The following is a 24272-nucleotide window of genomic DNA, read 5'->3' as shown; positions in this document are numbered from 1 at the left end:
TGGTGGATATAAAATATAATAGGATGTTCATTTGAACACCCTATTTCTAATATTTATATTATACAAAATAAAATACATCATTGGAACGACTCATAGAAGGTTTCTCCAATGATCTATCCATTATATCACTAACTTCAGAATAAAAGTTGTAATCACTTGTTTCAGAACGCTCTGCGGTACTCATGTCTTGATGAATGCTTGTTTCATCTTGCGTATTCCATCCCGGATATAGCTTTTCAGCTAATTGTTCTTTATTCATATACTCTAATCTTAAATTGTTTTGCAAAAGTAATCCTTTTTTTAATATACAATTAGTTACCTCTAGTTTTTTCAAACTTTGTCATGAAGAATATGAGTTTTCCGCTTAAAATATCTTCTCTATATTCTTTAAACAAAAATGAGCTGATCCTTCGAAATTCATTATGTTTATTGAGTTTTGAAGTAATATATGTCCCTTATTGCGTTGTCCTTCTTATTCTCTCGGTTACTGAATCAAAGGGAATTTTTGATATTGTAATTCCTCCAAAACCAATGATTTGCAACAACATTTCTCTTATATTTGTTATTTATATTTCGATTAAAAAAATGATAGTTATGGTAACACTGCAAGAGAGAGAAAAGAAGGTACATGTCTGCGGAGATGTATTGAGTTATATGGATTGTCTCGGAAAAGAGAAATATGACTCCGGGAAAGAAGGTACGGCTGGTTTGTATAAGGCAACCCACCACCAGTTGGAGCAGTTTTGGGGTAAAGGAACCTTTCATTTGAAGCGTGTGAACAGTCATCTGGTACAAGATTTTGTAACCTATTTACAATCACTGTCCCTCAGTCAGAATTCGGTTAGTAACTATACGAGTATTTTTCGTGCAACTTATAATGCGGCGGTTTCGGAAAAACTGGTTACTCCCAAAGAAAATCCGTTTCAGAAAGTTTATTTACGTCCTGTACAGACTTATAAACGGTCGGTTGGAATGGATGTGATCAAGGAGATCACTAATCTGAATCTGAAAAGTAATAAAAGACTGGACTTCGCCCGTGATCTGTTCCTGTTTAGTTTTATGGCTTGCGGTATGGCTTTCGTAGACCTGGCTCATCTGACCCGTGCTAATATCCGTGGTAACGTACTGGTGTATTATCGTGTCAAGACAAAAACAGAGATCCGTGTTACAATTACTTCGGGTATGCGTCGTTTGCTTGACAAATATGCTGATGTGGGATCAGACCTGTTGTTTCCGGTTTTAAAATCTCCTGATGCTTCTTATGAGAACTATAAGGTGGCTTTACGAACTTATAACCGTCGCCTGGCTACTATCGGAAATAAGTTGTCCACTCCTGTAAAATTGACTTCATATGTGGCGCGTCATTCGTGGGCAATGCGTGCGAAAGTAAACTTGGTACCCATATCGGTAATCAGTCAGGCCTTGGGGCATACATCGGAGAAAACAACTCAATTTTATTTAAGTAGTTTGGATCAAACGGTCATTGATCAAGTGAATTTGAAAATCATAAACTTTGTAGAAAAGTGGGCAAATGGAAAGCCGTGTAAGAATTGACGCTTATTTATGGAATAAGGGTCATTGCTTATATACTAATAGAATTAAAGTTGCGTAATCTATACCCTAAACTACCAAATAGCTTGAAAATCTATTATGCCGCAAAAGTAAAAAATTAAAATTGATAAAACTTGAGCCGGAAGGATATTTGTGTCTTAAAAAAGATTAAATTTAAAACAAAATAGCAGAATTTCATGAAAAAACAATGCTAAATGTCCTAAAAATGAAACTGTTATGAAACTCAAGGACAACTGCTATAAAACCATTAACTGATCTTAGCAGAACATCCCAATTATCAGAAACAAATAAATTGACATTTATTTAAGGAATCCTGAGTTTTGTAATATTATTTTACTAAATAAACACTATCATTTTCCATTTCCAGTTTCTTATCCTTTCCTCATTCAGACAACGAATTATTTCCGTGTCATATATAGATCATAAATAGACATCATTAGTGACTTTTTACTTACTCTGTATATAAAAGGTGTTGGTACTGTATTGATATATAGCGACTTAAACTCAATGACCCTTATTCCATAAATAAGGGTCAAAATAAAAAGCACTAGTATGTCACCTCCAGAAATGGGACTGACGACCTTTGTTATATCAACCATCAAATAATAATTACATGTTAACTAATTCATTATTAGTTGTTTTAGAGGTTGTCTACGGAGAACCGTTGAAAAGTAAAATGTCTATGTTTCTTTGCCTGGTTTTATCCTTTTTCTTTTCATTGATTTTTCTTCCTCAAATTATTAATATCTCCAAGCGTAAGCATTTATATGATATTCCAAACAGCCGCAAATCCCATCATGAAAGAATATCGCGGTTAGGAGGTATTGCTTTTTTTCCTTCCACAGTTCTTTCAATGTCGCTTGTGATAGGCTATCGTTATCTGATAGCATTTCCATTGGACGAGCAGTTGACTGGCAATATCCTGTTAGAGTTTTTATTTTTGTCGGTCGGTTGTCTTTTCCTGTATATGCTGGGAGTTGAAGATGATCTGATAGGAGTTCGTTATCGTAAGAAGTTCATTACACAGTTTCTGGTTGCCTCTTTACTTCCACTCTCAGGTTTCTATCTGGATAATTTGTATGGACTATTCGGCTTGTATATCCTGCCGGTATATCTGGCAATACCGTTGACTGTCCTTGTGATTGTGTTTATAACGAATGCTGTAAATTTGATTGACGGTATAGACGGATTGGCTGCCGGAGGAAGTACATTTTCTTTTCTGGTGATCGGTCTGATGTTTTTTCATGAAGAGTTATGGTTGTATGCTATGCTGTCTTTTTCGGCTGCCGGTAGTTTGATTCCCTTTCTTTATTTTAATATATGTGGACGTACCACCAGAGGGACTAAAATGTTCATGGGGGATGCCGGTTCGCTATTTTTAGGTTATTTGTTGTCCTTTTTGATAATTAAGTATGCTATATATGTACCGGAGACAGAACTGGATATAAAGAATCTGGTTATTCCTTTCACTTTATTATTCATTCCGATATTTGATGCTTTTCGGGTGATGGTGGTTCGTGCTATGCACCACCGTCCCTTGTTTATTGCTGACAAGAATCATTTGCACCATAAATGTTTGGCTGCCGGCATGAGTCATTTGCAGGCAACGGTACTTATTCTGGTCTTTACAATCGCTTTATTGATTCTGAATAACTGGCTTACAGGTATTTGTAATATAAACCTGTTGCTGGCGATCAATCTGTCACTGGGTATTTTGTTCAGTAAAATATTGAATATATGGAAAAGGAATCATCCGGAATGATCCTGGTTTCAGTAATAGTTCCCGTATATAATGCCGGAAAATATCTTCCGGCCTGTCTGGACAGTATCATCAACCAACATTTGCAGGAAATCGAGATTATTGTGGTAGATGACGGTTCGACGGATGATAGCGGGCAGATAGCCGACCGGTATGCGGCTAAAGATTCCCGTATTCGCGTGGTTCACCAGGAAAATGCACATCTGAGTGCTGCGAGGAATGCCGGGATGCAAGTGGCAAAAGGAGAATATATAGCCTTTATTGATTCGGATGATTGGATAGAATCTGATATGTTTTCATCCATGTATGAAGTGGCATTGCGTGAAGAGGCAGATGTTGTGATAAGTGGCGTTACTGTTGAATTTACGAAAGAGAATCGTGTTCATTTGGATAAGATAGGAGAGGAATATACGGAACGGGATCAAATGAATTTTTATTCTCTCTTTGTGCAGCTTTCCGAATTGTGCTTATTTAATTATGCCTGCAATAAATTATACCGTACCCGGATTCTCAAAGACCGGATGCTGATATTTGAGATAGAAGCTCCTTTTGAAGATATTTCTTTTAATCTGCAGGTATTAAAAGAAATCGGAACAGTGAGTATAGTACCGGGTGCTTATTACCATTATATCCGCCGGGGAGAGATCACGATCCTTTCCTCTTACAGGGCTGGTTTTCTGGAAGCACACAAACAAAAAGAAGAAGTACTTCAATCTTTTTTTTATCATTTTGAAGTAGATAAAGCTCTTTCTGATGATTACCTGAAAAGAATGAAAGTCAGTGATTATTGTATTTATCTGCATAGTTTATACTGGCAAAATGCAAATCTATCAAGAAAGGAGCGGTTACGGATATTACATGTTGAATTTTTTTCTTCGTCCAAGCTAAAGAATATAGTTAGGGAAACCGCTATAGAAGATATCTATCAGAAGATGTTCCGGAATTTATTGCTTTATGCATCTCCGTGGTTTGCTGAGTTCTTTTATTCCTGCTTGTTTTTTTTCAGATATCGTATGGAATTTCTTTACCGGAGGTTCCGGATGCTTATAATACATTGAGAAAATGGCTGTCATACTAGTTTTATATACGGAGTTGATGCCTTACAACGTAGTTGTTTTCAGAGCATTGGTAGAAAGAGGTTGCCGGATGCATGTCGTTCTATGGGACACTAATAAGTTAACGCCCTATCATCCTCCTATGGAGCAGGGGATAACCTATTATAACCGTTCTTCATTTTGGAATGTCGATCATCTGAATATATTGGTACAAAGATTAAGACCTGATCTGGTCTGGTGTGCCGGTTGGATCGACCCCATGTACAATGAAGCATGTGTTTGGATTCGTAAAAATTTCCGGATTCCGATAATTGCCTCGAGCGATACGCAATGGCGGGGTGGTAAACAATGGCTGAATGTCCTGACTGCCCGTTTCCGTCATCGTCGGTGGTTCAGTCATCTGTTTGTCTCGGGCGAACCGCAGGTCGTTTATGCCCGTAAACTGGGTTTTCGTCCGGAACAGGTCCTGATGAATAACCTGTCGGCCGATGTGGATTTGTTCCATCAAATAGATCCGGGGTTCCGGGAACATGTTTATCCCCGGCGTTTATTATATATGGGACGCTTTGCGAAGGCGAAAGGATTACATTATTTACTGGAAGCCTGGAAGTCTTTGCCGGACCGTAACGGCTGGAAACTGACTTTGATAGGAAATGGTCCCGAATATCCGAAGCTGCAAGGCTATCCGGATGTGGAGATAAAGGATTTTATGCCGCAGGAGGAATTAATGAAGGAGTTGGAACAATCCGGAGCATTTATCCTGCCATCGGTTTTCGAACCCTGGGCTTTAGTGATCCATGAAGCGGCCTGCAGCGGATTGCCTATACTGGCTTCCGGTTGTTGTGGTGCTGTTAGTTGTTTTGTAAAAGACGGGGAGAATGGCTTTTTGTTTACACCCGGAGACAAACGTGCCATCCGTCAGGTTATTGAACGTTTTATTCATTTGCCGGAGCCGGAATGGTTGCAGATGGGAAAGAAAAGCCGGGAGTTATCTTATCTGATCACTCCGTCTGTAGTAGCTGAACGCATTTTAACTCTATTGAAATGACTATCGGAAGAATAGATAGTATATCCCGTATCCTATTGTTTTGTATTCTTTTGGTTTCTCTGACCAAAGCGATACCTTTTCTTCCTGTGGTGCCTGATACCATTTATTACGGTAGTTTGCTGGGAGCTCTTATCTGGTTGATTTTGCGGGAAGGTCTTATGTTGTCGTATACTTATTTGCCATTTCTGATTGCTATCATTTTGTCGGTGTGGGTAAATGAAATACCGGCTTATTTCAGGGTATGGTTTCGTGTGATGGCTTTTGCATCGGTAGTTCTGGCGATAGGACCTTTCTTTGTCAATCCGGTCATGATAGCGTGGAGGCGTCTGCTTTTTGTCTATACACTGACAGCAATACGCTGGATCGTGCTGGCTTCATTTATCGGCTGGGCATGCCGTTTACGATACGTGCATGGTTATAGCGGTTTTCAGGGGTTTACCAATCAATCCATGTTAATAGGCCCGTTAGGTGGGATCTCGTTTATTTATAGCGTGTATCGGTATTATTTGTCTTCTACCGTTTTCGACCGGTATAAGGAAATGGGAATTGCAATTGTTTCGATAGTCGTTTTGCTGTTGGCAGGTTCCCGCTCGGCTTTGGGAGCAACCTTTTTGGCTGCTGTTTTTTTATATAGCCGGATTTATCGTCATCATATAACGAGGTTAGGAAGGATCTTATTGACGGTACTTTGTCTGTCGGTGTTGACTTCAGGTATCTGGTGGCCTTATACGGAACGGTTGCGCTCGAAGATGGATAGCAGTAAAAAGTCGGGAAGCCTGACTCTTACACGAAATGGCCTTTGGCAAGACCGTATCCGGGAATTCAAAGCTTTTCCTGTTTTCGGAGTAGGTTTTTCCACGGTGAATATGGAGTATGTACGGGCCGAAGACAAGGTGAACCAAAAGTCGGGTATGGTGGAGCCGGGAAGTGGTTGGTTGTTTTTACTATCATCGATGGGCCTCGTGGGATTTCTGTCTTTTTTCATTCCGTTTACTTATTCAATGTATTCTCTTTTTCGAAGAGAGTCGGTTGGATTGAACGGCTATTTTTTAGGCTCCCTTTTATTTCTGTTTTTTTTTCATCTGTTTTTTGAAGGATATCTGATGGCTTCGGGTGCTTATCTCTGTTTTTTCCTGTGGCTATTATTATCGGAATGCAATAAACTTGTAAATACAAATAATTGATTAATTGATATGATTCGATTGATACCTCTTGAGATAATGCGTTTATATAAGGTTTTACCGGGCCTGTACAGATTGCGTTTATGGGGAATCGCGATGGCTGTTTTTGTCATGGCTGTTATAGATTTGATAGGAACGGGTATTTTGTTGCCGATACTGTTGCTGGTATTGAACGATAATGTGGTGTTGGAAAATAAATATCTGGCTTTACTTTATAATTGGGCCGGTTTTGACAGTACTCGTTCCTTTGTGTTTTTTATTTGTATGGCGGTACTGGTCTTTTCAATCGTGCGTGTTTGCCTGTCAGCCTGGTTGCAGTATCTGAAAGATAAGCGGCTGTTATCGATATCATCTTATTTATCCATGCGGTTGTATCGTTGTTATTATTCCAGGGGATATTTGTTTATCAAGCAAAATAACAGCCATAGGCTGATTAATCAGGTAAATGGTGTGGCTGGTAATTTAATCCAGGGCTATTTTGTACCTTTCACACAGTTGGCGTGCGAAATTTTTGTTACAATATCTATCCTCATCGGGTTGATTGCTTTTAATATCTATGTTTTTTTATTGGTGGTATTTACATTTGTTCCGATCACATTGATTTATTATCTTTTTTCACGTTCCAGAATAAAAGAGTACGGGAAAAGATTGTATCAGTTAGTCCCCTTGAAAGGGAAGTTGCTGCAACAAACTTTTATCGGTTTTACGGACATGGAGATGAACAATACGTTTCCGGAAAGCGCCGCCAGGTTTTCAGGTCTGTTGAAAGAACAAAATCATATTATGGTTCGTAATATGTTGCTTGGCGGTTCTTTACAAAAAGTGCTGGAAGTGGCTATTGTCAGTTCGGTTGTCGTATTGATCGTTGCTACGCAACTGTTTGAACTTCCGTCGTTGGGACTCATTGTCGGTGTGTTCGCCATCGCTGTTTACCGGGTATTGCCGAGTATAATAAAGATTACCGGATGTGTATTTCAAATGAAAGGAAATTCATTTATTTTTGAAGTCCTGTCGGATATCGAATCGGAACCGGCTCAAGGTGAACCGGTAGTACAAAATCCGGTCGATTTCCATCATTTAATAGAGATTCGTGATATCACTTTTTCATACGATAAAGAGAAAATGGTCTTCTGCCGATATTCGTTGGAGATCAGGAAAGGCGATTTTGTAGGATTCAGGGGGGAATCCGGCTCCGGTAAGTCTACTTTATTCCATTTATTGTTGGGATTCCTGCAGCCTGATTCGGGTGGGATCTTTGTCGATGGAGTCCTTTTGTCGTCCGATAAACTGGTATCGTGGAGAAGCCGGATCGGATACGTCTCGCAACAACTGTTTATGATTGAAGGAACGTTGCTGGACAATATCGTGATGGGCGACAGTAACTGTTTGCCTGATATGGAACGAATCCGGCAGGTCTTATGTCTGGCATCACTGGATCATTTTGTAGATACTCTTCCGAAAGGGGTCCATACACCGGTGGGCGAGGGAGGAAGCCTGTTGTCGGGCGGTCAGCGCCAGCGGCTGGGCATAGCCCGGGCTTTATATAAAAAGGCGGAGATCCTTATGTTCGACGAAGCGACTTCTTCATTGGATGAAAATACCGAACATGCCATCAATGAATCCATCCTCCGCTTATCGGAAGAATGTCCGGGATTGACTTTACTGTTTATTTCCCATCGGCCCGAATCGTTAGCGATTTGCCGGAGGATTGTGGATATCTCTACTATACAGTAACAGGTAATGTAAAAAGAAAAAATATGGATCGGATAAAAACTTATATAATTAATCTGCCCAAAGATCAAGAACGCAGAGAAAATATCCTGAATGAAACCGGGCAATATCCTTGCCTGGAGGTCGAAATGGTAAGGGCTGTATATGGAAAAGAATTGACGGATGAGGAGAAAGGCTGTTTGTTCAATACCGGAGATTATACACGGCGCTACAGGCGATCCGTATTGCCCGGGGAAATCGGTTGTGTCTTGAGTCATCGCGCATGTTATAAACGTATGCTGGAGTCAGACCAGGAATTTGCCCTGATACTGGAAGATGATGCCCGTTTTGTGGAAGGTGTTTTTAAGGAAGATTTTTCAGAATCCGTTATGGATTTCATGAAGGATGATAAACCCTTGGTTTTATTATTGCATGCCGATTTTGAGTCTATGGGAAAGAAATCCCCCTTTTACGGAAACTTTTATTTATATCCTGTATATAGCGCCTTGTTCGCAACAGCTTATCTGATTAATAAAAAGGCTGCTAACCTGCTGTTACAGGAAAAATTTCCCTATTGGGTGGCAGACGACTGGCTCTTGTTCCGTCGGTGGGGTATCCGGGTCTATAGCTTATATCCATCTGTCGTTATTCAGCAATGGGATACGTTCGACTCGTCCATTCTGGACGAAAAACGTTCTTCAGGGAGAAAAAGAATTTTGCCGCGTTCATTGATCGAATGTCGTATGGCTTACGAAAAACTGGGATATTATTTCCTGAGAACGATTGGGATTATCAGGCATTTACACGGGTGAAAGGAAATATTTATACTTAAAATTATGATATACTCATATTTAGACGGACAACTGGGAAATATATTGTTTGAAATTGCAGCAGGTGCTTCTTTAGCGAAGCGTGCAGGAGTTCCTTATAAGGCCATATCATGCCATCCGTTTTTTTTGAATGGAACGATCGATGAATATGTAAAGCCATTTCGGCAGTCAATTCTGCGTAAGATTGATTTTCAGATAGAACAGCCGGAAGATACAGAGATATATGAACAACCTTATTTTACTTATTCTATTCTTCCTTTGAAAAAAGACTTGCTTTTGAAGGGTGGTTTTCAGTCGGAGAAATATTTTGATAAAGAGACGGTCCGTTCGTTGTTTGAGATAGATTCGGAAACAGAATTTTATATTCGGGAAAAGTATCATGATGTTCTTGCGAAAAATCCGGTTTGCATACATGTCCGCCGGGGTGATTATTTGTTGTCGGAATATAAACATCCGGTATGCCGTATGAATTATTTCAAAAAAGCAATCTCCTGCTTTGCTCCAGACTCCTCGTTTCTTGTGATCAGTAATGATATAAAATGGTGCAAAAAACATTTTAAAGGGGAGCGGTTTTATTTTTCTGAAAACGAATCCCCGGTGGTCGATCTTTATTTGCAGACAATGTGCAGCCATCATATAATAAGTAATTCATCTTACTCCTGGTGGGGCGCCTGGCTGAATTCGAATCCGGAGAAGAAAGTTATTTATCCGGCTCCGTGGTTCGGACCTTATTATAGGAAATTATTGAATGTGAAAGATCTGTGCCCTGAAGATTGGACAGCAATACCTATTTCGGGAAAAATTGCATTATATTTTCATGCCGGAGGTGCTTTTATAAAAAAGGTAATCAGGAAAATCCGGTGTATAGGTCGTCTGTAGGAGGGGGGAGCAAAAGTCCGTTTTGTCATGGCGGACTTGATACGCTAACTTATACTAAGTTGATATACACTGTTTAGTATGCGATCCCGAGTCAAGCCCGGGATGACAGGATAGTGACTTTTGATACCTCCCCCCAAGAGGAAAAGATTATGCCAGCAATTTCAGCAAATACCCTCCCGTTGCACAGAGAATCAGTGCCGTACCCATTATTTTTTCGGGTGCAGGGAAGGTTTCCCTGAGATTGAGAGTATCGCCCCGATCGCTGCCAGCGCCACTTCCGTATTCTGATGGCGGACAGCCAGGATGGCCAGTATCGTCAACCATAGGTTGACCAGGTTTATGTTTCCCTTTGCCCCGAAAAATCAATCGGGCGATCGTTGTCAGGAAACCGAGGATAGCTTCAAGATATTTCATAGGAATAATTTTAATGTGCTAATGTGCCAATATGCCAATATGCCAATGAGCGGTTATTTATTTCATATAGTTGCAGATCGTAATCAGCAGTTGCCGGTAGGCTTCGCGGTTGTCGCCGTTCTGTTCGCTGATGTAGCGGCTGTAGGCGATTTCCTTGGCATAAGCCTCGGGATAAATGCTGACAGCAGCAGCCGTCGGATAAACTGTGCGGATCAACCGAGCAAAATCGAAAAAACTTTGCTGATCCGATTCATAGATCCTGAATTGCAGATGAGAGAGTCCTCCGTCCTCTATCCGGAGGGTTTTTGCCCCTTTCCAGTAGAGGGTAGGTTGTCCGTATCCGGTAAGTCCGAAGTAATTGTGGAACGTCCGGCAAAGAACGCTTTCACCCCAGCCGCTTTCGATGGCGGCTTGTGCCAGTATGATATCCGGATTCAGCTTGAAATGTTCCCCGGCCGCCTGGGCAGCCGGAAGGAACTGTTTGAAGAATACTTGCTTATCCATGCCTATTCGATTTCAGGACGGTCTTCGGAACCGCTGCCGCCATTGTTGTTGGCATCCGGATCGGTGATCGGTTTCAGTTCTTCAAATTTGGCATTTTTCTTGATATCGGCCAGCATAGTGCCCGATACGTATACGATGCGTGCATCGTTAAAGAGGGAGGTATCGAAATCCTTCTTTGTGGCGGCCCCTTTGCTTCCCGCTACCATGCGGAAGTTGCCGAGGCGGCCCATACAGATGATATCGCCTTCTTCGAGGCGTTCCTGCATGACCGAAAGCAAGCCTTCGATCACCAGCATGACATCACCGATAAACGCGGTGCTTCGCATGGCGATCATGCTGCATAACTTTTCGAAACTGACTTTCTTCAATGCCCGTACCTGTGCATAATACAGCTCGGAGCCTGCGGCAGCGTCTTTACGCATGTCGGGACGTTTTACGAGGTGATAATTTAAAGCCATGGGAAATAATTTTTTAATTTGACAATGTGCCAATATGCTAATGGAAATGTTCCGAAAGCTATTGACGATTAACTGATTGGTTATCGATAACAACTCAAAGGTACGACGGTAGGAGAGTGTCGTTTCCGGTTAACTCCGGTTATGTACGGTTATGTATGGATAAAGGCTGATATGTCTGGTTATAAAATGATTTCAGTTGGAATATATAGAGGTAAACGCTTGTTTTTCTGTTGTTTATTTTGTAAATTTAAAGCATAAACCAATTAGAAACAGCAGGATATGAATAAGGAAACGGAACAATCGGAAGTACATGTAAAAGTACGCAGTTACGGACTAACAGAGTTGGGTTTGTTATATAACCCGTCCTTGCAGCCCGATTCGGCAGCGAAAGCCATCAAGCGTTGGATTGCCTTCAACAAAGACCTGACAACCGCCTTGCAGCAATCCGGCTGGCGCAAAGGTCAGCGCAAGTTTACACCGCTACAGACGCAACAGATTTTCAGGTTTCTGGGAGAGCCTTGAGAATTGAAAATTAGAAATTGAAAATTAGACAGTACGTACGGTATAATTATTTATCTTTGTGTGATAGTTGCCGATAATGACAAGTAATAATTAGGAAATAGTTTCGATATGAATACGAAAACCAGAAAACTTCCGGTCGGGATACAGAGCTTCGAAAAGGTTCGTGAAGGAGATTTTGTATATGTAGACAAAACCGATTTGTTATATCGATTGGTTCAGTCCGGTAATCCCTATTTTTTAAGCCGTCCGCGGCGTTTTGGTAAAAGTTTGTTTCTTTCGACATTAGAAGCCTATTTTCAAGGTAAAAAGCATCTGTTTAAAGGTTTAGCGGTTGAAAAACTGGAACAGGACTGGAAAATATATCCGGTATTGCATCTGGATCTGAATGCTGAAAAATATGATTCTCCTAAAGCTCTTGAAGCTATTCTGAGTTCTCATCTTACACGGTGGGAAGATTTATACGGGAAAGGGAAAGATGAACAAACCCTTTCCACCCGCTTTGCCGGTATTATTCGCCGTGCAGAAGAAAAAACAGGTATGCAGGTTGTCATATTGGTAGATGAATACGATAAACCGTTATTACAAGCATTGGGTAATGAGACTTTGACGATAGAATATCGTAATACATTGAAAGCTTTTTATGGCGTTCTTAAAAGTCTGGATGGCCACCTGAAATTTGTCTTTCTTACAGGAGTAACTAAGTTTACACATGTAAGCGTATTCAGTGATTTGAATCAATTGGTAGATATCAGTATGAATTCGGATTATGCGGCTATCTGCGGAATAACATCCGAGGAATTGCGTTCGAATTTTATACCGGAACTGGAGGCCCTTAGTCTTGAAATGAATTTTACATTGGATGAGACTATCCATCAGATGAAGCTTAAATATGACGGTTATCATTTCCGGGAAGAAACTCCAGGCATATTTAATCCGTTCAGTGTCTTAAATTGTTTACGTACGCGTCGTTTTGATAATTACTGGTTTCAGACAGGTACTCCTACTTTTCTGGTTGAATTATTGAAAAAGAGTGATTATGATTTGCGGTTGCTTTTGGAAGGTGTGGAAATGCGTGCTTCTGCTTTTTCGGAATATCGTATGGAGGCGAATAATCCAATACCGCTACTCTATCAAAGCGGTTATCTGACAATCAAAGGATATGATAAAGAGTTTGCTTTATATACATTGGGTTTCCCGAATGAAGAAGTAAAATATGGCTTCGTCGATTTTATTACCCCTTTTTATACTGCTGTCACTGAAGATGAAAACGGTTTTTACATCGGTAAGTTTGTTCGTGAATTGCGTGCAGGAGATGTAGATGCGTTTATGAACAGGTTGAAAGCATTTTTTGCAGATTTCCCTTATGAGTTGAATGAAAAAACAGAACGTCATTACCAAGTTGTTTTTTATCTTGTATTCAAACTGATGGGGCAGTTTTGTGATGCTGAAGTTCATAGTGCCCGTGGCCGTGCCGATGCTGTTGTAAAAACCAGTGATTACATCTATGTATTTGAGTTTAAATTGAATGGGACTACAGCAGAAGCTTTGCAGCAGATTGATGATAAAGGTTACCTGATCCCTTATCAGGCAGATGGGCGGCGGTTAGTAAAAGTTGGTGCTTCTTTTAGTGCGGATGAACGGAATATTGCAGGCTGGGAAGTGATTTTTAATTAACGATGAATTTCTAAAACAGAAGAAAGATATGGCAAAGAAAATACCTTACGGATTGACGGATTATCTTCGTATTGTTACAGAAGATTATTATTATGTGGATAAGACACGATATATTGAGGATTTGGAAAAGACGGCAGCCTTTCTGTTTCTGATCCGTCCGCGTCGTTTCGGAAAGTCTTTGTTCCTGAATATGCTTTACTGTTATTATGATGTGAGATATGCAGATAAATTTGACGAGTTATTCGGTAATCAATATATCGGTAAACATCCAACTTCTGAGCAAGGAAAGTATCTGGTACTTTATTTCAATTTCAGTGCCGTTCGTGGAACGGGAGAGGCGTTGGAGGAAAACTTCAACATGTATGCTAAAATACAGATGGAAGCGTTCGCCGACCAGTATGCTTCATATTTTGAACCCGGTTTCTCACAGGGCATACGGGAATTGAAGTCGGCAGCCAGCCAGTTGAATTATATAGGGAAACGTGCCGGTATGTTAGGCTTGTCTATTTACCTGCTGATCGACGAATATGATAATTTTACAAATACGATATTATCCAGTGAGGGTAATAATGTGTATCGTGCCCTGACACATGACTCCGGTTTTTACCGTGGATTTTTCAATATTGTCAAAGCAATTACAACGGGTCCGGAAGCTCCTGTAAAACGAATGTTCATTACCGGTGTGTCGCCTGTAACCCTGGATGATGTAACGAGTGGATTTAATATCGGGACGAATATCACGACGAAACGTAATTTCAATGATATGGTAGGTTTCAGTGAATCTGAATTGCAAGATATGTTGTCTTACTATCAGAAGGAGGAGATGCTGGCTGATCCTATTGATGAAATAGTCCGTATGATGAAGCCCTGGTATGATAATTATTGCTTTGCTAAAGAATGTATAGGGCAGACCATGTATAATTCTGACATGGTACTTTATTTTCTGAATAACTACTTATTGGATGGACATGCCCCTTCCGATATGTTGGACCGTAATATCCGTACCGATTACAGCAAATTGCGTCATTTTATCCGTATCGATAAGATGCAGGAAGAGGGACGTTCGGTCATAACCCGCCTGATCGATACAGGAGAAGTAAACGGGAATGTGATAAAGGAAAGTTTCCCTGCTGAAAACCTGGCTGATCCGGGAAATTTTGTTTCCTTGCTGTATTACTTCGGTTTGTTGACTTATGACCGGATAGAATATGGGGAGACGATAATGAAAGTTCCGAATCTGGCTGTTCGCGAACAGATTTACGGTTACCTGGTGGAAGCGATGAAAGAACGCGATTCGATTGTTTTCCCGTTTATGGAATTGTCCGACCGTATGCGCCGCATGGCTTATTTTGGAGAATGGGAAGCTGCGTTGGGCTTTTTTGCTGATCAGGTGGATAAGAAAGCTGTCCTTCGTGATGCGATCTATCAGGAATCGACTATCAAAACACTTATGTTGGCCTATATGGGTTTAACGGATTATTTTATCATCTGGCCTGAGTTTGAAGCTGGGCGTGGTTTTTCAGATCTTTACCTGATGCCTAATCTGGCCAATTATCCGGACATGCAATATTCTTACCTGATAGAGTTGAAGTTTCTGAAACGGGATGATACGACAACCAAAGTTGAATCGTTGATGCAGGAAGCAGAAGCGCAATTGCATAAATATGCATCCGATGAAAGGGTAAAGAGCAGTACCGGTAACACCCGTCTGCGTCTCCTTGCCGCAGTCTACAGAGGCTGGCAACCGGAGGCAATGTGCGAATTTAAAAAGAATTGAGCTATCAGTTTATAGTGACGGGAGTAACTAATTCCCCTCTTGAGAGGGGATAAGGGGTGTGTTAAAGCTAGTTATAGGGCGAAACAATAACACACCCCCTTCCCCCTCTCAAGAGGGGAGCCAGGTACAACCAGTTGCTATAAACAAACATTCATATCTGTCAAATCTTACACCAAAACCTTTCCTCTGATTATATCGATGAAGCAATCAAAATAAATTATTCAAAAGTAATTTCGGAAAGAACAACCGGTTTCTCTATGCCGGTTATTTTGGCGGCTTGTAGTACGGAATCGTTTAGTTCAGCTAAATTAATATATGTTGTATGAATCGTATATATAATAAATTAATTAGAGGTATTCAGCTCTTGCTTAAAGTGGATATGATACAATATTATCATTCCAAAGGGAAAATATTAATTTTCCGAAAAGTTTTAAGACGTATATCGAAAGGGACTCTGCATATAAAAGATGGAGGCCAGTTGTTGATAGGATATCCTTGGAGTGGTGAATGTTGCCGGACTACCGAATTTTATATTAAAAGGGGAGGTCGTTGCGAAATAGATACATTGTTTCTGGTACTTACCGGCTGTAGAGTGAATATACACAAAGATGCGACTTTGCAGATTGGAGGATTGAAAATGGGACATGGATGCGAGTTATCATGTTGTTGTTCTGTAAAAGTGGGTCGTGATGTGATGATTGGCCCTTATACGCTTGTCATGGATGGTGACGGACATGTTGTAAGGGACGGTTATTGTGAAAGTGATGACTCTAAAAGTGCTTGTAAACCGATAATAATAGAAGACGGGGTCTGGATCGGAACCCGCTGTATTATTCTGAAGGGGGTAACGATAGGCAAGGGTGCTGTTATTGCTGCCGGTTCTGTTGTGACAAAAGATGTGCCGCCTGCTTGTTTGGCTGGTGGAACTCCGGCACGTGTATTGAGAGAAAATATTGTGTGGGAAGATCCCCGATGAAGTTGTGATATATGGCAAAATGTACTTGTAACCTGTGCCGGGAAGGTAAGTATAATAGTGAAGACTATTGTGTGGATATGTCCTTTCTGAAAAAAGAACGCCCTGTTGGCGTATCGGGATTGTTGCGTGTGAAGAATGATGCCGAATTCTTGTCGGATTGTATAGAATCCTGTATCGATGCCCTGGATGAGTTGATTATCTGCTATCAGGATTGTACGGATAATGCACCGGAGATAATCCGGGAAAAACAGCAGAAGTATCCGGATAAAATAAAGGTTTATTATTATGCCCCTCCGGTGTTATGTCACGGATTGACGGAAGAAGAAAAGAAATATGTCTTTTCTTTGCCTGATTCTTCCATACATAAACTTTGTAATTATTACAATTATACCTTGTCGAAAGCCACTTACCGGTATGCGATGAAGATAGATAGTGATCAGATTTATTTTACGGATAAACTGAAACGGTATTGTGATGCTTATAGAGGAATGAAAGAAATATCCCGAGCTAAATTAATCCTTTCAAGATTGTTATCTTTTTTCATAAAAGTGACTTCTCCTTATTTTCTATGGAAACCTCAAATAGTAATAAGAATGTATGAAACCTGTTTATTCCAAAGAATAATGAAGGAACATATGCCTCTCACGCTGGAAGGAATTAATTTAGGTCTTGATATTAACGGATGGAAAGTGTGTTTTTTACAGGAGAATGATAGAAAAAAGAGTATTTTTAATGGAGGTGGAGATCATCTTATCTTTGAAATATCCGAAAAAACATATTATTATACAGCAAGTGACAGCAATGGCAATCCTATTGAACTAATGGATTGCGAAGAACATATCAATGGCGGAGTCTTCTGGTATCATTTGAAGGGCCTTAAATATCCGGAACAATGTACATTGTTTGATTTTTCAATATTGAAAAATCAAACATTAGACAAAAGCCTGTATTTATTTTATCCGGTATTTTTTTCTTATGAAAAAGAATGCTTGCCTGATCCGGAAGATCTGTTGTCAGAAATAAAAGAAAAAATAAATGGATAATAGATGTACTTGTCCTTTTTGCCGGGAAGGTAAGTATAATAGTGAAGACTATTATGTGGATATGTCCTTTCTGAAAAAAGAACGCCCTGTTGGCGTATCGGGATTGTTGCGTGTGAAGAATGATGCCGAATTCTTGTCGGATTGTATGGAATCCTGTATTGATGCCCTGGATGAGTTGATTATCTGCTATCAGGATTGTACGGATAATGCACCGGAGATAATCCTCGAAAAGCAGCAGAAATATCCCGATAAGATCAGAGTTTATTATTATGCCCCTCCGGTCTTCTGTCATGGATTGACAGAAGAGGCAAAGAAAAATGTCTTTTCTTTGCCTGATTCTTCCATACATAAACTCTGTAATTATTACAATTACACCTTGTCGAAGAGTACTTACCGGTATGTGATGAAAATAGACAGCGATCAGATTTATTTTACGGATAAACTGAAGCGATACTGCGATGCTTATCGGGAGAAAAATAAAGTCACTATTTCCTCTGGGGATTATTTTGCGAAATACTATAAAGATTTCTATATACGATTAATGATAAAATATCCCGTTTTGCATTCTTTTGATTTGTTCTCAAAAATACCGTATATCCGTCATCTGATTATCCGGAAATATGAGAAATATGTAATAAAAGAGGTTATAAATAATAAGTATGCCGTATCTATGTCCGGTATTAATATAGGGTATGAGCAGGGGAATTTAAAAATCTGCAGATTGGATCATTTATTATTTAATGGAGAGGCTGACCATCTGATTTTTTGTATAACGGAAGATACTTTTTATACAACTTTCACCGGATATAAGAATCCGATTGAGATAATGAGATACAATAAACGAATTTTGCCGGGAGGTTGGTTTTGGTATCATTTGCAATGCATGAAGGTGAGCTCGTCTCAAAAAACGAAAGAATGGATAACTTTGACTTTGAAGTTCAAGTGGAATATAATTTCTGATTTGTCTTACTTCCGAAAACAAATGTGGTTGTTTTTTGGAGTATACGAGAGAAATATACCCGGCCCGGAGCAGTTGTTGAAAGAGACTGTTCGTAATATGCGCAAAAGAAAATCCTAATCTTTTTTATTTATGAAATATGTAGTATTGATTCCGGCACGCGGGGGGTCCAAGCGTTTCCCGGGTAAGAATTTGTTTCCTTTGTGCGGAAAGCCTTTGCTGGCTCACTCTATCTTGTATTCCCGGCGGGTACTACCGGATGTGGATGTCTATGTTTCGACAGACAGCGAAGAAATAGCCGCAGTAGCCCGCGAGTATGGAGCCTATGTAATAGTACGCCCGGCAGAACTATCGGGAGATCTGTGTCCGAGTGATCCTGTATTGCAGCATGCTGCAATCGAACTCCTTTCAGCGGGGAAGGAGTTCGATTATATGATCCACATACAGGCAACCAACCCTCTTCGTCCGGACGGCATGATGGAAGAAGCTCTGCAAATTATCGGTTCCGAAAAGTATGACAGCCTGTTTACGGTCAGCCCGTTATTACGGAAACTGGGACATTTGCTCGAGGGTCTGTTTATTCCTTGGAATTTTGTATTCGGCCAGCGCAGTCAAGATATGGATACTCTCTATTTCGAAAACGGTTTGCTCTATATCAGCCACCGGGATCTGATCCTGAATGGACGTATACGGGGCGATTCTTTGTATTCACTGATTGTAGACCACCCGTTCGGATCGTTGGATATCGATACCCGGGAAGATTTCGAACAGGTGGAATACTATTTTGAAAAATATAAATGTCGTAGATTATGAAACTATTCAAACGGTATAAGGCGATCGTTTACTTGCCTAACCTGTATGGTGTGTTCCAATATCTGCTGTTGGAATCTTCGGAAAAAAATGATACGTTGTTTTTTATTCATAGCAAGTTTCCCGCAAAAGTTTCATCCCGTATGAAAAACACTGTTTATGTATGTAACGCACCTGTAAAAAAGCATTTGTTTTCGCTCCTGAAAATCCATTACTATGCTCTCATTTATCGGAATATTCCTGTTTTTCTGGGAGGCGATCTTGTCTATTCCGATCTGTTTTTATCCCGTTTTAAGAATATCTTTTATATGGAAGACGGAGTCGGTTCTTATGTGTTGGTGAATAACGGGGCAAAGCAAGTCTTTCATAAACGAAAATCAGCATTGAGAAGATTTGTTTCCGGAGATATACATCCCAAGATGGGACTTGCCGATAATGTCCGAAAAATATACCTTACCGGTATATTACCTTTACCGGCTATCATAGCCGGTAAAGTTGAGATTATAAACCTGAAACAGCTATGGCAGAAAAAGACTCCTGTACAACAACAGGAAATAAAACGGTTGTTTATACCTCCGGATTTTGATTGCAGACGGATGAATGAGTATGAAGTGCTTTTATTGACTCAACCTTTCAGTGAACAATCTGACGGACATTTTTCAGAAGAAGAGAAAATCGAAGTGTATCGTAAATTATTAAAAGGGATCGATAAATCGAAAGTAATTATAAAACCTCACCCGGTGGAAACGACAGATTACCGGCATTACTTTCCGAACATTTTTGTACTGGATATTTGCTGTCCTTTCGAACTGTTATTGTTTTTAGGGTTCAACGTTAAAAATGCGATATCCGTAAGTTCAACAGCCATCTTTAATCTGGATAATTCGATAGGGAAAACCATTAGCGGGCATGATGTTACCCCTGCCTTGGCCGCAGAGACCAAAAGGAGAGGAATTTATACTATAAAACTAAAGACACTACTTTGAATTTATTGTTTGGTTCCAATTTAGAAAGATTTGAACTATTTATGGTGTCTTTTAAAACGAGGCTCGCCTTGTGCCGCAGGCTCTCTTTTGCCGTTGGTTTCAACCAACGGTTCTAAATACAGGAGGCAAAGCCTCTTCTTCTGTGGGATTTATCCCCTTTCATAATATGATACCAGATAAAGGGGTTGAAACCCACAGAGGAATCCGGTAAAACCGGAAGGTTTATCTATCCGTCAGTTGAAACTGACGGCAAAAGAGAGCCTGCGGCATGGGGCTTTGCCCCATTAAAGAGATACAAGTAGTTCACATCTGATAATAAATGAATCAAATAACAAATTCAAAACGGTTACTTACATACATATATCTTATGAATCTGTATCAATTATTTTTTCCCCGGCAGAAATATAAAGCGATAGTCTATCCTACATCTGTTTATTCATTGTTTTTATACGAAATGATGGAGTTGTATAAAAAGGAAGAAACACTTTTTATTTTCAGGGAACTGTTTGCTCCTTTCGGAAGAAATATCTGTCCGGATTATTGGGAGATAAAAGAGGTGATAAAGAACTATAAACTTTCCCGTTTACATGCTTATCTGATTTCTTCTATTATCTGGTGTTTGTCCCGGCGGTATAAGAATATACCTGTTTATGTGAATGGCGGAGAACGTCATGCCCGGCTTTTTCAATTGTTTTTCAGTCATGTGATCTTTCTGGAAGATGGACTTGGTAATTATTTATTGAGAGATCCGGGACCTCTTGCCGCGTTGCCGAAACAGAAGTTCCGCCAACGTTTCATAAATCCGTCGTTTCCGCCTTTGGGGATGGATAAAAAGGTCCGGACAATCTATCTTACAGGCTTTTTACCTGTTCCGGCGGTTGTGGCGCCTAAAGTACGGCTGGTATCCTTAAAGGAGTTGTGGGAAAATAAAACCGAAGTACAACGCCGGGAAATCTGTTCCGCCTACCTGCCTGCCGATTGGGAATCGGTGCTGGCATCCGGCCGTGAAATACTATTGCTGACCCAGCCTTGGAATGAAGATTGTTATACCTATCCGGAGAAAAACTTCACGGAGGCGGATAAGATAGAATTATATAAGACGATACTGGAAGGATATGATGAAAAGCAAGTGATCATAAAAACACATCCGCGTGAACGTACGGATTATCGTCATTTCTTTCCGGAAACGTTAGTCATCGATACACCGACTCCAATGGAATTGTTCCTCCTGGTAGGATTGAAAATAAAAAAAGCGATAACAGTCAGTTCTTCATCCATCCATACGTTCGATGATAGTGTCGAGAGGGTTTTACTGGGAACGGAGATCACTCCTAAAATAAAAAATGAAACGGAAAGACGAAGGAAAGATTATAACGGACAGGTCCAATGGCAGGATGATTCGTTGGTTGAAAAATATGATAAAGGGCATTGATATGCTATTATGCGATTCATTAAAAACAAAAATAAAATCATGAAGAAAGGATTAATTCAAGGGATTGCCGGTGTAGGTTTACTGGTTCTCCTACCGTCTTGTAACACTCAAAAACAAACGACCGGTAATGATGTATATGCAATTGCACGTACCACACAATCCGGACCCGGACAGGACGAAGAGACAGAGATACAGTCTGAACAATTGTCGAGGAATATTGTAGTGCCCCAATTGCAGATAGATGCCCTGTCTGTTTATAAACGGATGATCACTTATATTACGCCGGAAGAGGAAACGGCTCCGGTCGTGTCGGAAGAAAAGCTGACGGCTTATGTCGATTTTCCGGCCAATGGTATTCAGGTCAATCCTAAATACGGCAATAACAGCGCCGTCCTGACAAAGCTGGGTGAACGTCTGGGAAGTCTGATGCAGTCGGCGGACGGAAATGTCAGGAATATACGTATCATGGGGTATGCCTCTCCGGACGGTAACACAAAGGAGAACGACCGCCTGGCAGGAAACCGTGCCATCCAGTTTAAAAATTATTTGCAGAAGCAATTCAAGCTACCTGCCACCTGTCAGGTTTCCGTCGATTGGGCGGGAGAAGACTGGGAGGGCCTGAAGCGTCTGCTCGTTGCATCGGATAAGAAATACGCCAGCCAGGTATTGGCCATATTCCAACTGACCGACGATCCTGACAGCCGCCGTAAACAGATCAAGGCTATGGATAAGGGCACCGTGTATAAGGATATTGAAAAGAGTTTCTTTTCCCGCTTGCGCCGGATGGAACTGACAGTGGAAATGGAATTGCCGGTTGCGGCTGCCGATAATTCCCGCCTGATAGAGCAGGTATATGCCCAGCCGGAAAAGTTATCCCTGCCCGAACTGCTTCGTGTCGCTTCCTTCTACCGTCCCGGAACGGAACAATATCGTGAGGTTTACGAAATCGCAGCCTATACGTATCCGTCGTGTACCGTAGCCCAACTGAATGCAGCAGCTGCAGCTCTGGCTTTGGGAGATAAGGAATCGGCCCGTTATTTTCTTCAACAGGTGAACGGTGACCTGCGCTCATATAATAATTTAGGAGTCCTGTCGCTGATGGACGGCGATAAAGAATCGGCCATTGCCTATTTTAGAAAGTATATGTCTCAGAATCCCCGTCTAGCACGTGAGAATTTAAAAATAGTATATGGAGAAAATTAAAAGTCTCTTACGATTAATCGTAAGAATCCAGGATATCAATATCCTGGATTCTCTTCACTATAAAAGAAAAATAGTTGTTTATAAAAAAGCATCGGTAACCATACATCCGGCATGTAAAATAGATATCCCGAAACCGCAATCTCTACATATTGGCCATCCTTGGGAAAACTACAGGCATATTTTATATAAAACAGTCTTTGTCACTTTTCCCGGTAGTCGTATAGAACTGACGGGAGACCAGGTCCTGATTGCCACCGGAGGGATATTCAGGATTGGAGGAGAACTGATTTTGGGAAATGTGAAATTTAATTCTTTCTGCACATTATATTGTGGAATGCGTATAGAGATAGGTGACGGGACGATTATCGGTTCGAATACGGTTATACGGGATTATGATGCGCATACATTAGAATATCCGGGCAAGGAAAGTAAACGTACGGCACCGATAATTATAAAAGAAAATGTTTGGATAGGACTGAATGTGACTATTCTGAAAGGGGTAACAATCGATGAAGGCTCTGTTATTGCAGCCGGTTCGGTAGTGGTTAAAAATATTCCTCCCCGATGTCTGGCGGGAGGAAATCCGGCTAAAGTGATCCGGGAGAATGTCAAATGGGATTATCGGTAAAAGCGATATAAAATAAGGGTGTTTTGAAATGTTAAGACAGGACTTTTGAGTTCAAAGTAAGGGACTTTTATATTCAAAAGATATAACTTTTTTGAGGAAGGCGGACCATTCCCGGCATTTAAATAAAAAATAAGTTATGATACAGAAGATCAATAAAAATTTTTTATACAATGGCCGGAGGAGAACATCTTACATTTTCTATATTTTCAGAGAATATGAAACGACTGGCTGATCCTGATAAGATAGTCATGGAATGTGCTGTTTTTCTGCGTGAATCAGGGGTGGTGAACAAGAAATCATGGAAAGTTTTTGCCGAACAATTTTTTAGGTATTACCGTAAAACAATCCTTTCTTATTACGGATATGAAGAAGCGGAATTTCAGGTGCCCCGCAGGCATGTAACTAAGCCGTTCTTTTTTTTATCCGTCATGTCTGCCTTGTTTAAAATCGGAATATTCGGTTGTTCTTTGCGAGGATTGGTCGATACACTTTACTTGTCATTCGATCTGGAGAAAAGCCGGTCTACGGACAGACGGTTGTTTTACGATATTCTTCCTCAATACGAATTTCTTTTAAGTTATTTTAATGATTTAAAAAGTACAGGGAAAATAGAAGAATAAATTATTAACAGGCTGGGAATGAGCCTGCCTTTTGGGAAAACTTCCGAAAAGATTGTACTCCGCCTTTATAGATGTTGACATTATATTTGCCTGTATCAGGTAAACGGATAAGCGAATCCTTCAATTTTTTTTAATCGGTCCCTTTTTGTATTAATAATAATATAATATTCATTCTATATTAAAGAGAGCTGCAACCGGGACTGCAATCCTTACTGATCGTAATAGGTCTGTAT

Annotated in this window: 24 protein-coding genes; 20 read left to right on the top strand and 4 right to left on the bottom strand. The window is 40.4% G+C overall.

Annotated elements, in window-relative coordinates:
* Positions 1-58: 58 nt before the first annotated feature.
* Complete coding sequence (locus tag NBH14_RS08405) at positions 59-259, bottom strand: hypothetical protein (RefSeq protein WP_186960899.1); 201 nt, start codon at positions 257-259, stop codon at positions 59-61.
* Between the two features lie 335 nt (positions 260-594).
* Here NBH14_RS08405 and NBH14_RS08400 point away from each other — a divergent pair, with 335 nt between their 5' ends.
* From NBH14_RS08400 to NBH14_RS08365, 8 genes are all read left to right on the top strand, one after another.
* A complete protein-coding gene (locus NBH14_RS08400) occupies positions 595-1554 on the top strand; it encodes a site-specific integrase (protein ID WP_186960898.1) in 960 nt (319 codons plus the stop codon).
* 631 nt (positions 1555-2185) lie between these two features.
* Positions 2186-3334, top strand: coding sequence for an MraY family glycosyltransferase (locus tag NBH14_RS08395; protein ID WP_186960897.1), 1149 nt, complete (start codon positions 2186-2188; stop codon positions 3332-3334).
* Positions 3310-4389: a glycosyltransferase family 2 protein gene (locus NBH14_RS08390; RefSeq protein ID WP_186960896.1), complete on the top strand. Its 1080-nt coding sequence runs from the start codon at positions 3310-3312 to the stop codon at positions 4387-4389. The genes NBH14_RS08395 and NBH14_RS08390 overlap by 25 nt, the downstream gene beginning before the upstream one ends.
* 4 nt (positions 4390-4393) lie before the next feature.
* Positions 4394-5434, top strand: a complete 1041-nt coding sequence (locus NBH14_RS08385; protein ID WP_186960895.1) for a glycosyltransferase family 4 protein — start codon at positions 4394-4396, stop codon at positions 5432-5434.
* Entirely contained in the window at positions 5431-6618 is a 1188-nt protein-coding gene (locus tag NBH14_RS08380) for an O-antigen ligase family protein (protein WP_186960894.1), read from the top strand. The genes NBH14_RS08385 and NBH14_RS08380 overlap by 4 nt, the downstream gene beginning before the upstream one ends.
* Before the next feature lie 9 nt (positions 6619-6627).
* A complete protein-coding gene (locus NBH14_RS08375; protein ID WP_186960893.1) occupies positions 6628-8349 on the top strand; it encodes an ATP-binding cassette domain-containing protein in 1722 nt (573 codons plus the stop codon).
* 23 nt (positions 8350-8372) lie between these two features.
* Entirely contained in the window at positions 8373-9137 is a 765-nt protein-coding gene (locus NBH14_RS08370; RefSeq protein WP_186960892.1) for a glycosyltransferase family 25 protein, read from the top strand.
* A gap of 24 nt (positions 9138-9161) precedes the next feature.
* Positions 9162-10034 carry an alpha-1,2-fucosyltransferase gene (locus NBH14_RS08365; RefSeq protein ID WP_186960891.1) on the top strand — a complete coding sequence of 291 codons (873 nt, stop codon included), beginning with the start codon at positions 9162-9164 and terminating at the stop codon, positions 10032-10034.
* A gap of 147 nt (positions 10035-10181) precedes the next feature.
* Here the strand turns inward: NBH14_RS08365 and NBH14_RS08360 are convergent, their stop codons facing one another.
* The 3 genes from NBH14_RS08360 to NBH14_RS08350 are packed head-to-tail and all read right to left on the bottom strand — an operon-like array spanning position 10182 to position 11410.
* Positions 10182-10448: a hypothetical protein gene (locus NBH14_RS08360; RefSeq protein WP_186960890.1), complete on the bottom strand. Its 267-nt coding sequence runs from the start codon at positions 10446-10448 to the stop codon at positions 10182-10184.
* A 57-nt stretch (positions 10449-10505) separates the two neighbouring features.
* The gene (locus NBH14_RS08355; protein ID WP_186960889.1) at positions 10506-10952 is read right to left on the bottom strand and encodes a glucosaminidase domain-containing protein; all 447 of its coding nucleotides are present in this window, start codon (positions 10950-10952) and stop codon (positions 10506-10508) included.
* Between the two features lie 2 nt (positions 10953-10954).
* A complete protein-coding gene (locus NBH14_RS08350; protein ID WP_250817302.1) occupies positions 10955-11410 on the bottom strand; it encodes an HU family DNA-binding protein in 456 nt (151 codons plus the stop codon).
* 279 nt (positions 11411-11689) lie between these two features.
* Here NBH14_RS08350 and NBH14_RS08345 point away from each other — a divergent pair, with 279 nt between their 5' ends.
* The 12 genes from NBH14_RS08345 (at position 11690) to NBH14_RS08290 (ending at position 24039) form a co-directional block, all read left to right on the top strand.
* Positions 11690-11932 carry a DUF4248 domain-containing protein gene (locus NBH14_RS08345; protein WP_250817301.1) on the top strand — a complete coding sequence of 81 codons (243 nt, stop codon included), beginning with the start codon at positions 11690-11692 and terminating at the stop codon, positions 11930-11932.
* 108 nt (positions 11933-12040) lie between these two features.
* Entirely contained in the window at positions 12041-13606 is a 1566-nt protein-coding gene (locus NBH14_RS08340) for a PD-(D/E)XK nuclease domain-containing ATP-binding protein (RefSeq protein ID WP_186962101.1), read from the top strand.
* Between the two features lie 28 nt (positions 13607-13634).
* Positions 13635-15383, top strand: a complete 1749-nt coding sequence (locus NBH14_RS08335; protein ID WP_250817300.1) for a PD-(D/E)XK nuclease domain-containing ATP-binding protein — start codon at positions 13635-13637, stop codon at positions 15381-15383.
* Between the two features lie 322 nt (positions 15384-15705).
* Positions 15706-16359: an acyltransferase gene (locus NBH14_RS08330; RefSeq protein WP_186960750.1), complete on the top strand. Its 654-nt coding sequence runs from the start codon at positions 15706-15708 to the stop codon at positions 16357-16359.
* Positions 16360-16370: 11 nt separating this feature from the next.
* The gene (locus tag NBH14_RS08325; RefSeq protein ID WP_186960749.1) at positions 16371-17402 is read left to right on the top strand and encodes a hypothetical protein; all 1032 of its coding nucleotides are present in this window, start codon (positions 16371-16373) and stop codon (positions 17400-17402) included.
* Positions 17395-18480 (top strand): hypothetical protein, encoded by a 1086-nt coding sequence (locus tag NBH14_RS08320; RefSeq protein ID WP_186960748.1) that lies wholly within the window; start codon positions 17395-17397, stop codon positions 18478-18480. The genes NBH14_RS08325 and NBH14_RS08320 overlap by 8 nt, the downstream gene beginning before the upstream one ends.
* A gap of 12 nt (positions 18481-18492) precedes the next feature.
* Positions 18493-19173, top strand: a complete 681-nt coding sequence (locus NBH14_RS08315) for an acylneuraminate cytidylyltransferase family protein (protein ID WP_186960747.1) — start codon at positions 18493-18495, stop codon at positions 19171-19173.
* Positions 19170-20156: a glycosyltransferase family 52 gene (locus tag NBH14_RS08310; RefSeq protein ID WP_186960746.1), complete on the top strand. Its 987-nt coding sequence runs from the start codon at positions 19170-19172 to the stop codon at positions 20154-20156. Before NBH14_RS08315 ends, NBH14_RS08310 begins: the two co-directional genes overlap by 4 nt.
* A 367-nt stretch (positions 20157-20523) precedes the next feature.
* Complete coding sequence (locus NBH14_RS08305) at positions 20524-21588, top strand: glycosyltransferase family 52 (RefSeq protein WP_186960745.1); 1065 nt, start codon at positions 20524-20526, stop codon at positions 21586-21588.
* 39 nt (positions 21589-21627) lie between these two features.
* A complete protein-coding gene (locus tag NBH14_RS08300; protein WP_186960744.1) occupies positions 21628-22791 on the top strand; it encodes an OmpA family protein in 1164 nt (387 codons plus the stop codon).
* Complete coding sequence (locus NBH14_RS08295) at positions 22778-23419, top strand: acyltransferase (RefSeq protein ID WP_222622131.1); 642 nt, start codon at positions 22778-22780, stop codon at positions 23417-23419. Before NBH14_RS08300 ends, NBH14_RS08295 begins: the two co-directional genes overlap by 14 nt.
* Before the next feature lie 215 nt (positions 23420-23634).
* The gene (locus NBH14_RS08290) at positions 23635-24039 is read left to right on the top strand and encodes a hypothetical protein (RefSeq protein ID WP_186960743.1); all 405 of its coding nucleotides are present in this window, start codon (positions 23635-23637) and stop codon (positions 24037-24039) included.
* Positions 24040-24272: the final 233 nt, after the last annotated feature.

The sequence above is a fragment of the Parabacteroides caecihominis genome, assembly GCF_023656785.1.
Taxonomy (GTDB): domain Bacteria; phylum Bacteroidota; class Bacteroidia; order Bacteroidales; family Tannerellaceae; genus Parabacteroides; species Parabacteroides segnis.
The sequence above is the reverse complement of the archived record's forward strand: the minus strand, read 5'-3'. Positions and strand labels throughout refer to the sequence as shown.

Bases quoted from the DNA above. Each gene is read 5' to 3' on its own strand.
- NBH14_RS08405 (WP_186960899.1), bottom strand. From the start codon at position 259: ATGAATAAAGAACAATTAGCTGAAAAGCTATATCCGGGATGGAATACG.
- NBH14_RS08400 (WP_186960898.1), top strand. From the start codon at position 595: ATGGTAACACTGCAAGAGAGAGAAAAGAAGGTACATGTCTGCGGAGAT.
- NBH14_RS08395 (WP_186960897.1), top strand. From the start codon at position 2,186: ATGTTAACTAATTCATTATTAGTTGTTTTAGAGGTTGTCTACGGAGAA.
- NBH14_RS08390 (WP_186960896.1), top strand. From the start codon at position 3,310: ATGGAAAAGGAATCATCCGGAATGATCCTGGTTTCAGTAATAGTTCCC.
- NBH14_RS08385 (WP_186960895.1), top strand. From the start codon at position 4,394: ATGGCTGTCATACTAGTTTTATATACGGAGTTGATGCCTTACAACGTA.
- NBH14_RS08380 (WP_186960894.1), top strand. From the start codon at position 5,431: ATGACTATCGGAAGAATAGATAGTATATCCCGTATCCTATTGTTTTGT.
- NBH14_RS08375 (WP_186960893.1), top strand. From the start codon at position 6,628: ATGATTCGATTGATACCTCTTGAGATAATGCGTTTATATAAGGTTTTA.
- NBH14_RS08370 (WP_186960892.1), top strand. From the start codon at position 8,373: ATGGATCGGATAAAAACTTATATAATTAATCTGCCCAAAGATCAAGAA.
- NBH14_RS08365 (WP_186960891.1), top strand. From the start codon at position 9,162: ATGATATACTCATATTTAGACGGACAACTGGGAAATATATTGTTTGAA.
- NBH14_RS08360 (WP_186960890.1), bottom strand. From the start codon at position 10,448: ATGAAATATCTTGAAGCTATCCTCGGTTTCCTGACAACGATCGCCCGA.
- NBH14_RS08355 (WP_186960889.1), bottom strand. From the start codon at position 10,952: ATGGATAAGCAAGTATTCTTCAAACAGTTCCTTCCGGCTGCCCAGGCG.
- NBH14_RS08350 (WP_250817302.1), bottom strand. From the start codon at position 11,410: ATGGCTTTAAATTATCACCTCGTAAAACGTCCCGACATGCGTAAAGAC.
- NBH14_RS08345 (WP_250817301.1), top strand. From the start codon at position 11,690: ATGAATAAGGAAACGGAACAATCGGAAGTACATGTAAAAGTACGCAGT.
- NBH14_RS08340 (WP_186962101.1), top strand. From the start codon at position 12,041: ATGAATACGAAAACCAGAAAACTTCCGGTCGGGATACAGAGCTTCGAA.
- NBH14_RS08335 (WP_250817300.1), top strand. From the start codon at position 13,635: ATGGCAAAGAAAATACCTTACGGATTGACGGATTATCTTCGTATTGTT.
- NBH14_RS08330 (WP_186960750.1), top strand. From the start codon at position 15,706: ATGAATCGTATATATAATAAATTAATTAGAGGTATTCAGCTCTTGCTT.
- NBH14_RS08325 (WP_186960749.1), top strand. From the start codon at position 16,371: ATGGCAAAATGTACTTGTAACCTGTGCCGGGAAGGTAAGTATAATAGT.
- NBH14_RS08320 (WP_186960748.1), top strand. From the start codon at position 17,395: ATGGATAATAGATGTACTTGTCCTTTTTGCCGGGAAGGTAAGTATAAT.
- NBH14_RS08315 (WP_186960747.1), top strand. From the start codon at position 18,493: ATGAAATATGTAGTATTGATTCCGGCACGCGGGGGGTCCAAGCGTTTC.
- NBH14_RS08310 (WP_186960746.1), top strand. From the start codon at position 19,170: ATGAAACTATTCAAACGGTATAAGGCGATCGTTTACTTGCCTAACCTG.
- NBH14_RS08305 (WP_186960745.1), top strand. From the start codon at position 20,524: ATGAATCTGTATCAATTATTTTTTCCCCGGCAGAAATATAAAGCGATA.
- NBH14_RS08300 (WP_186960744.1), top strand. From the start codon at position 21,628: ATGAAGAAAGGATTAATTCAAGGGATTGCCGGTGTAGGTTTACTGGTT.
- NBH14_RS08295 (WP_222622131.1), top strand. From the start codon at position 22,778: ATGGAGAAAATTAAAAGTCTCTTACGATTAATCGTAAGAATCCAGGAT.
- NBH14_RS08290 (WP_186960743.1), top strand. From the start codon at position 23,635: ATGAAACGACTGGCTGATCCTGATAAGATAGTCATGGAATGTGCTGTT.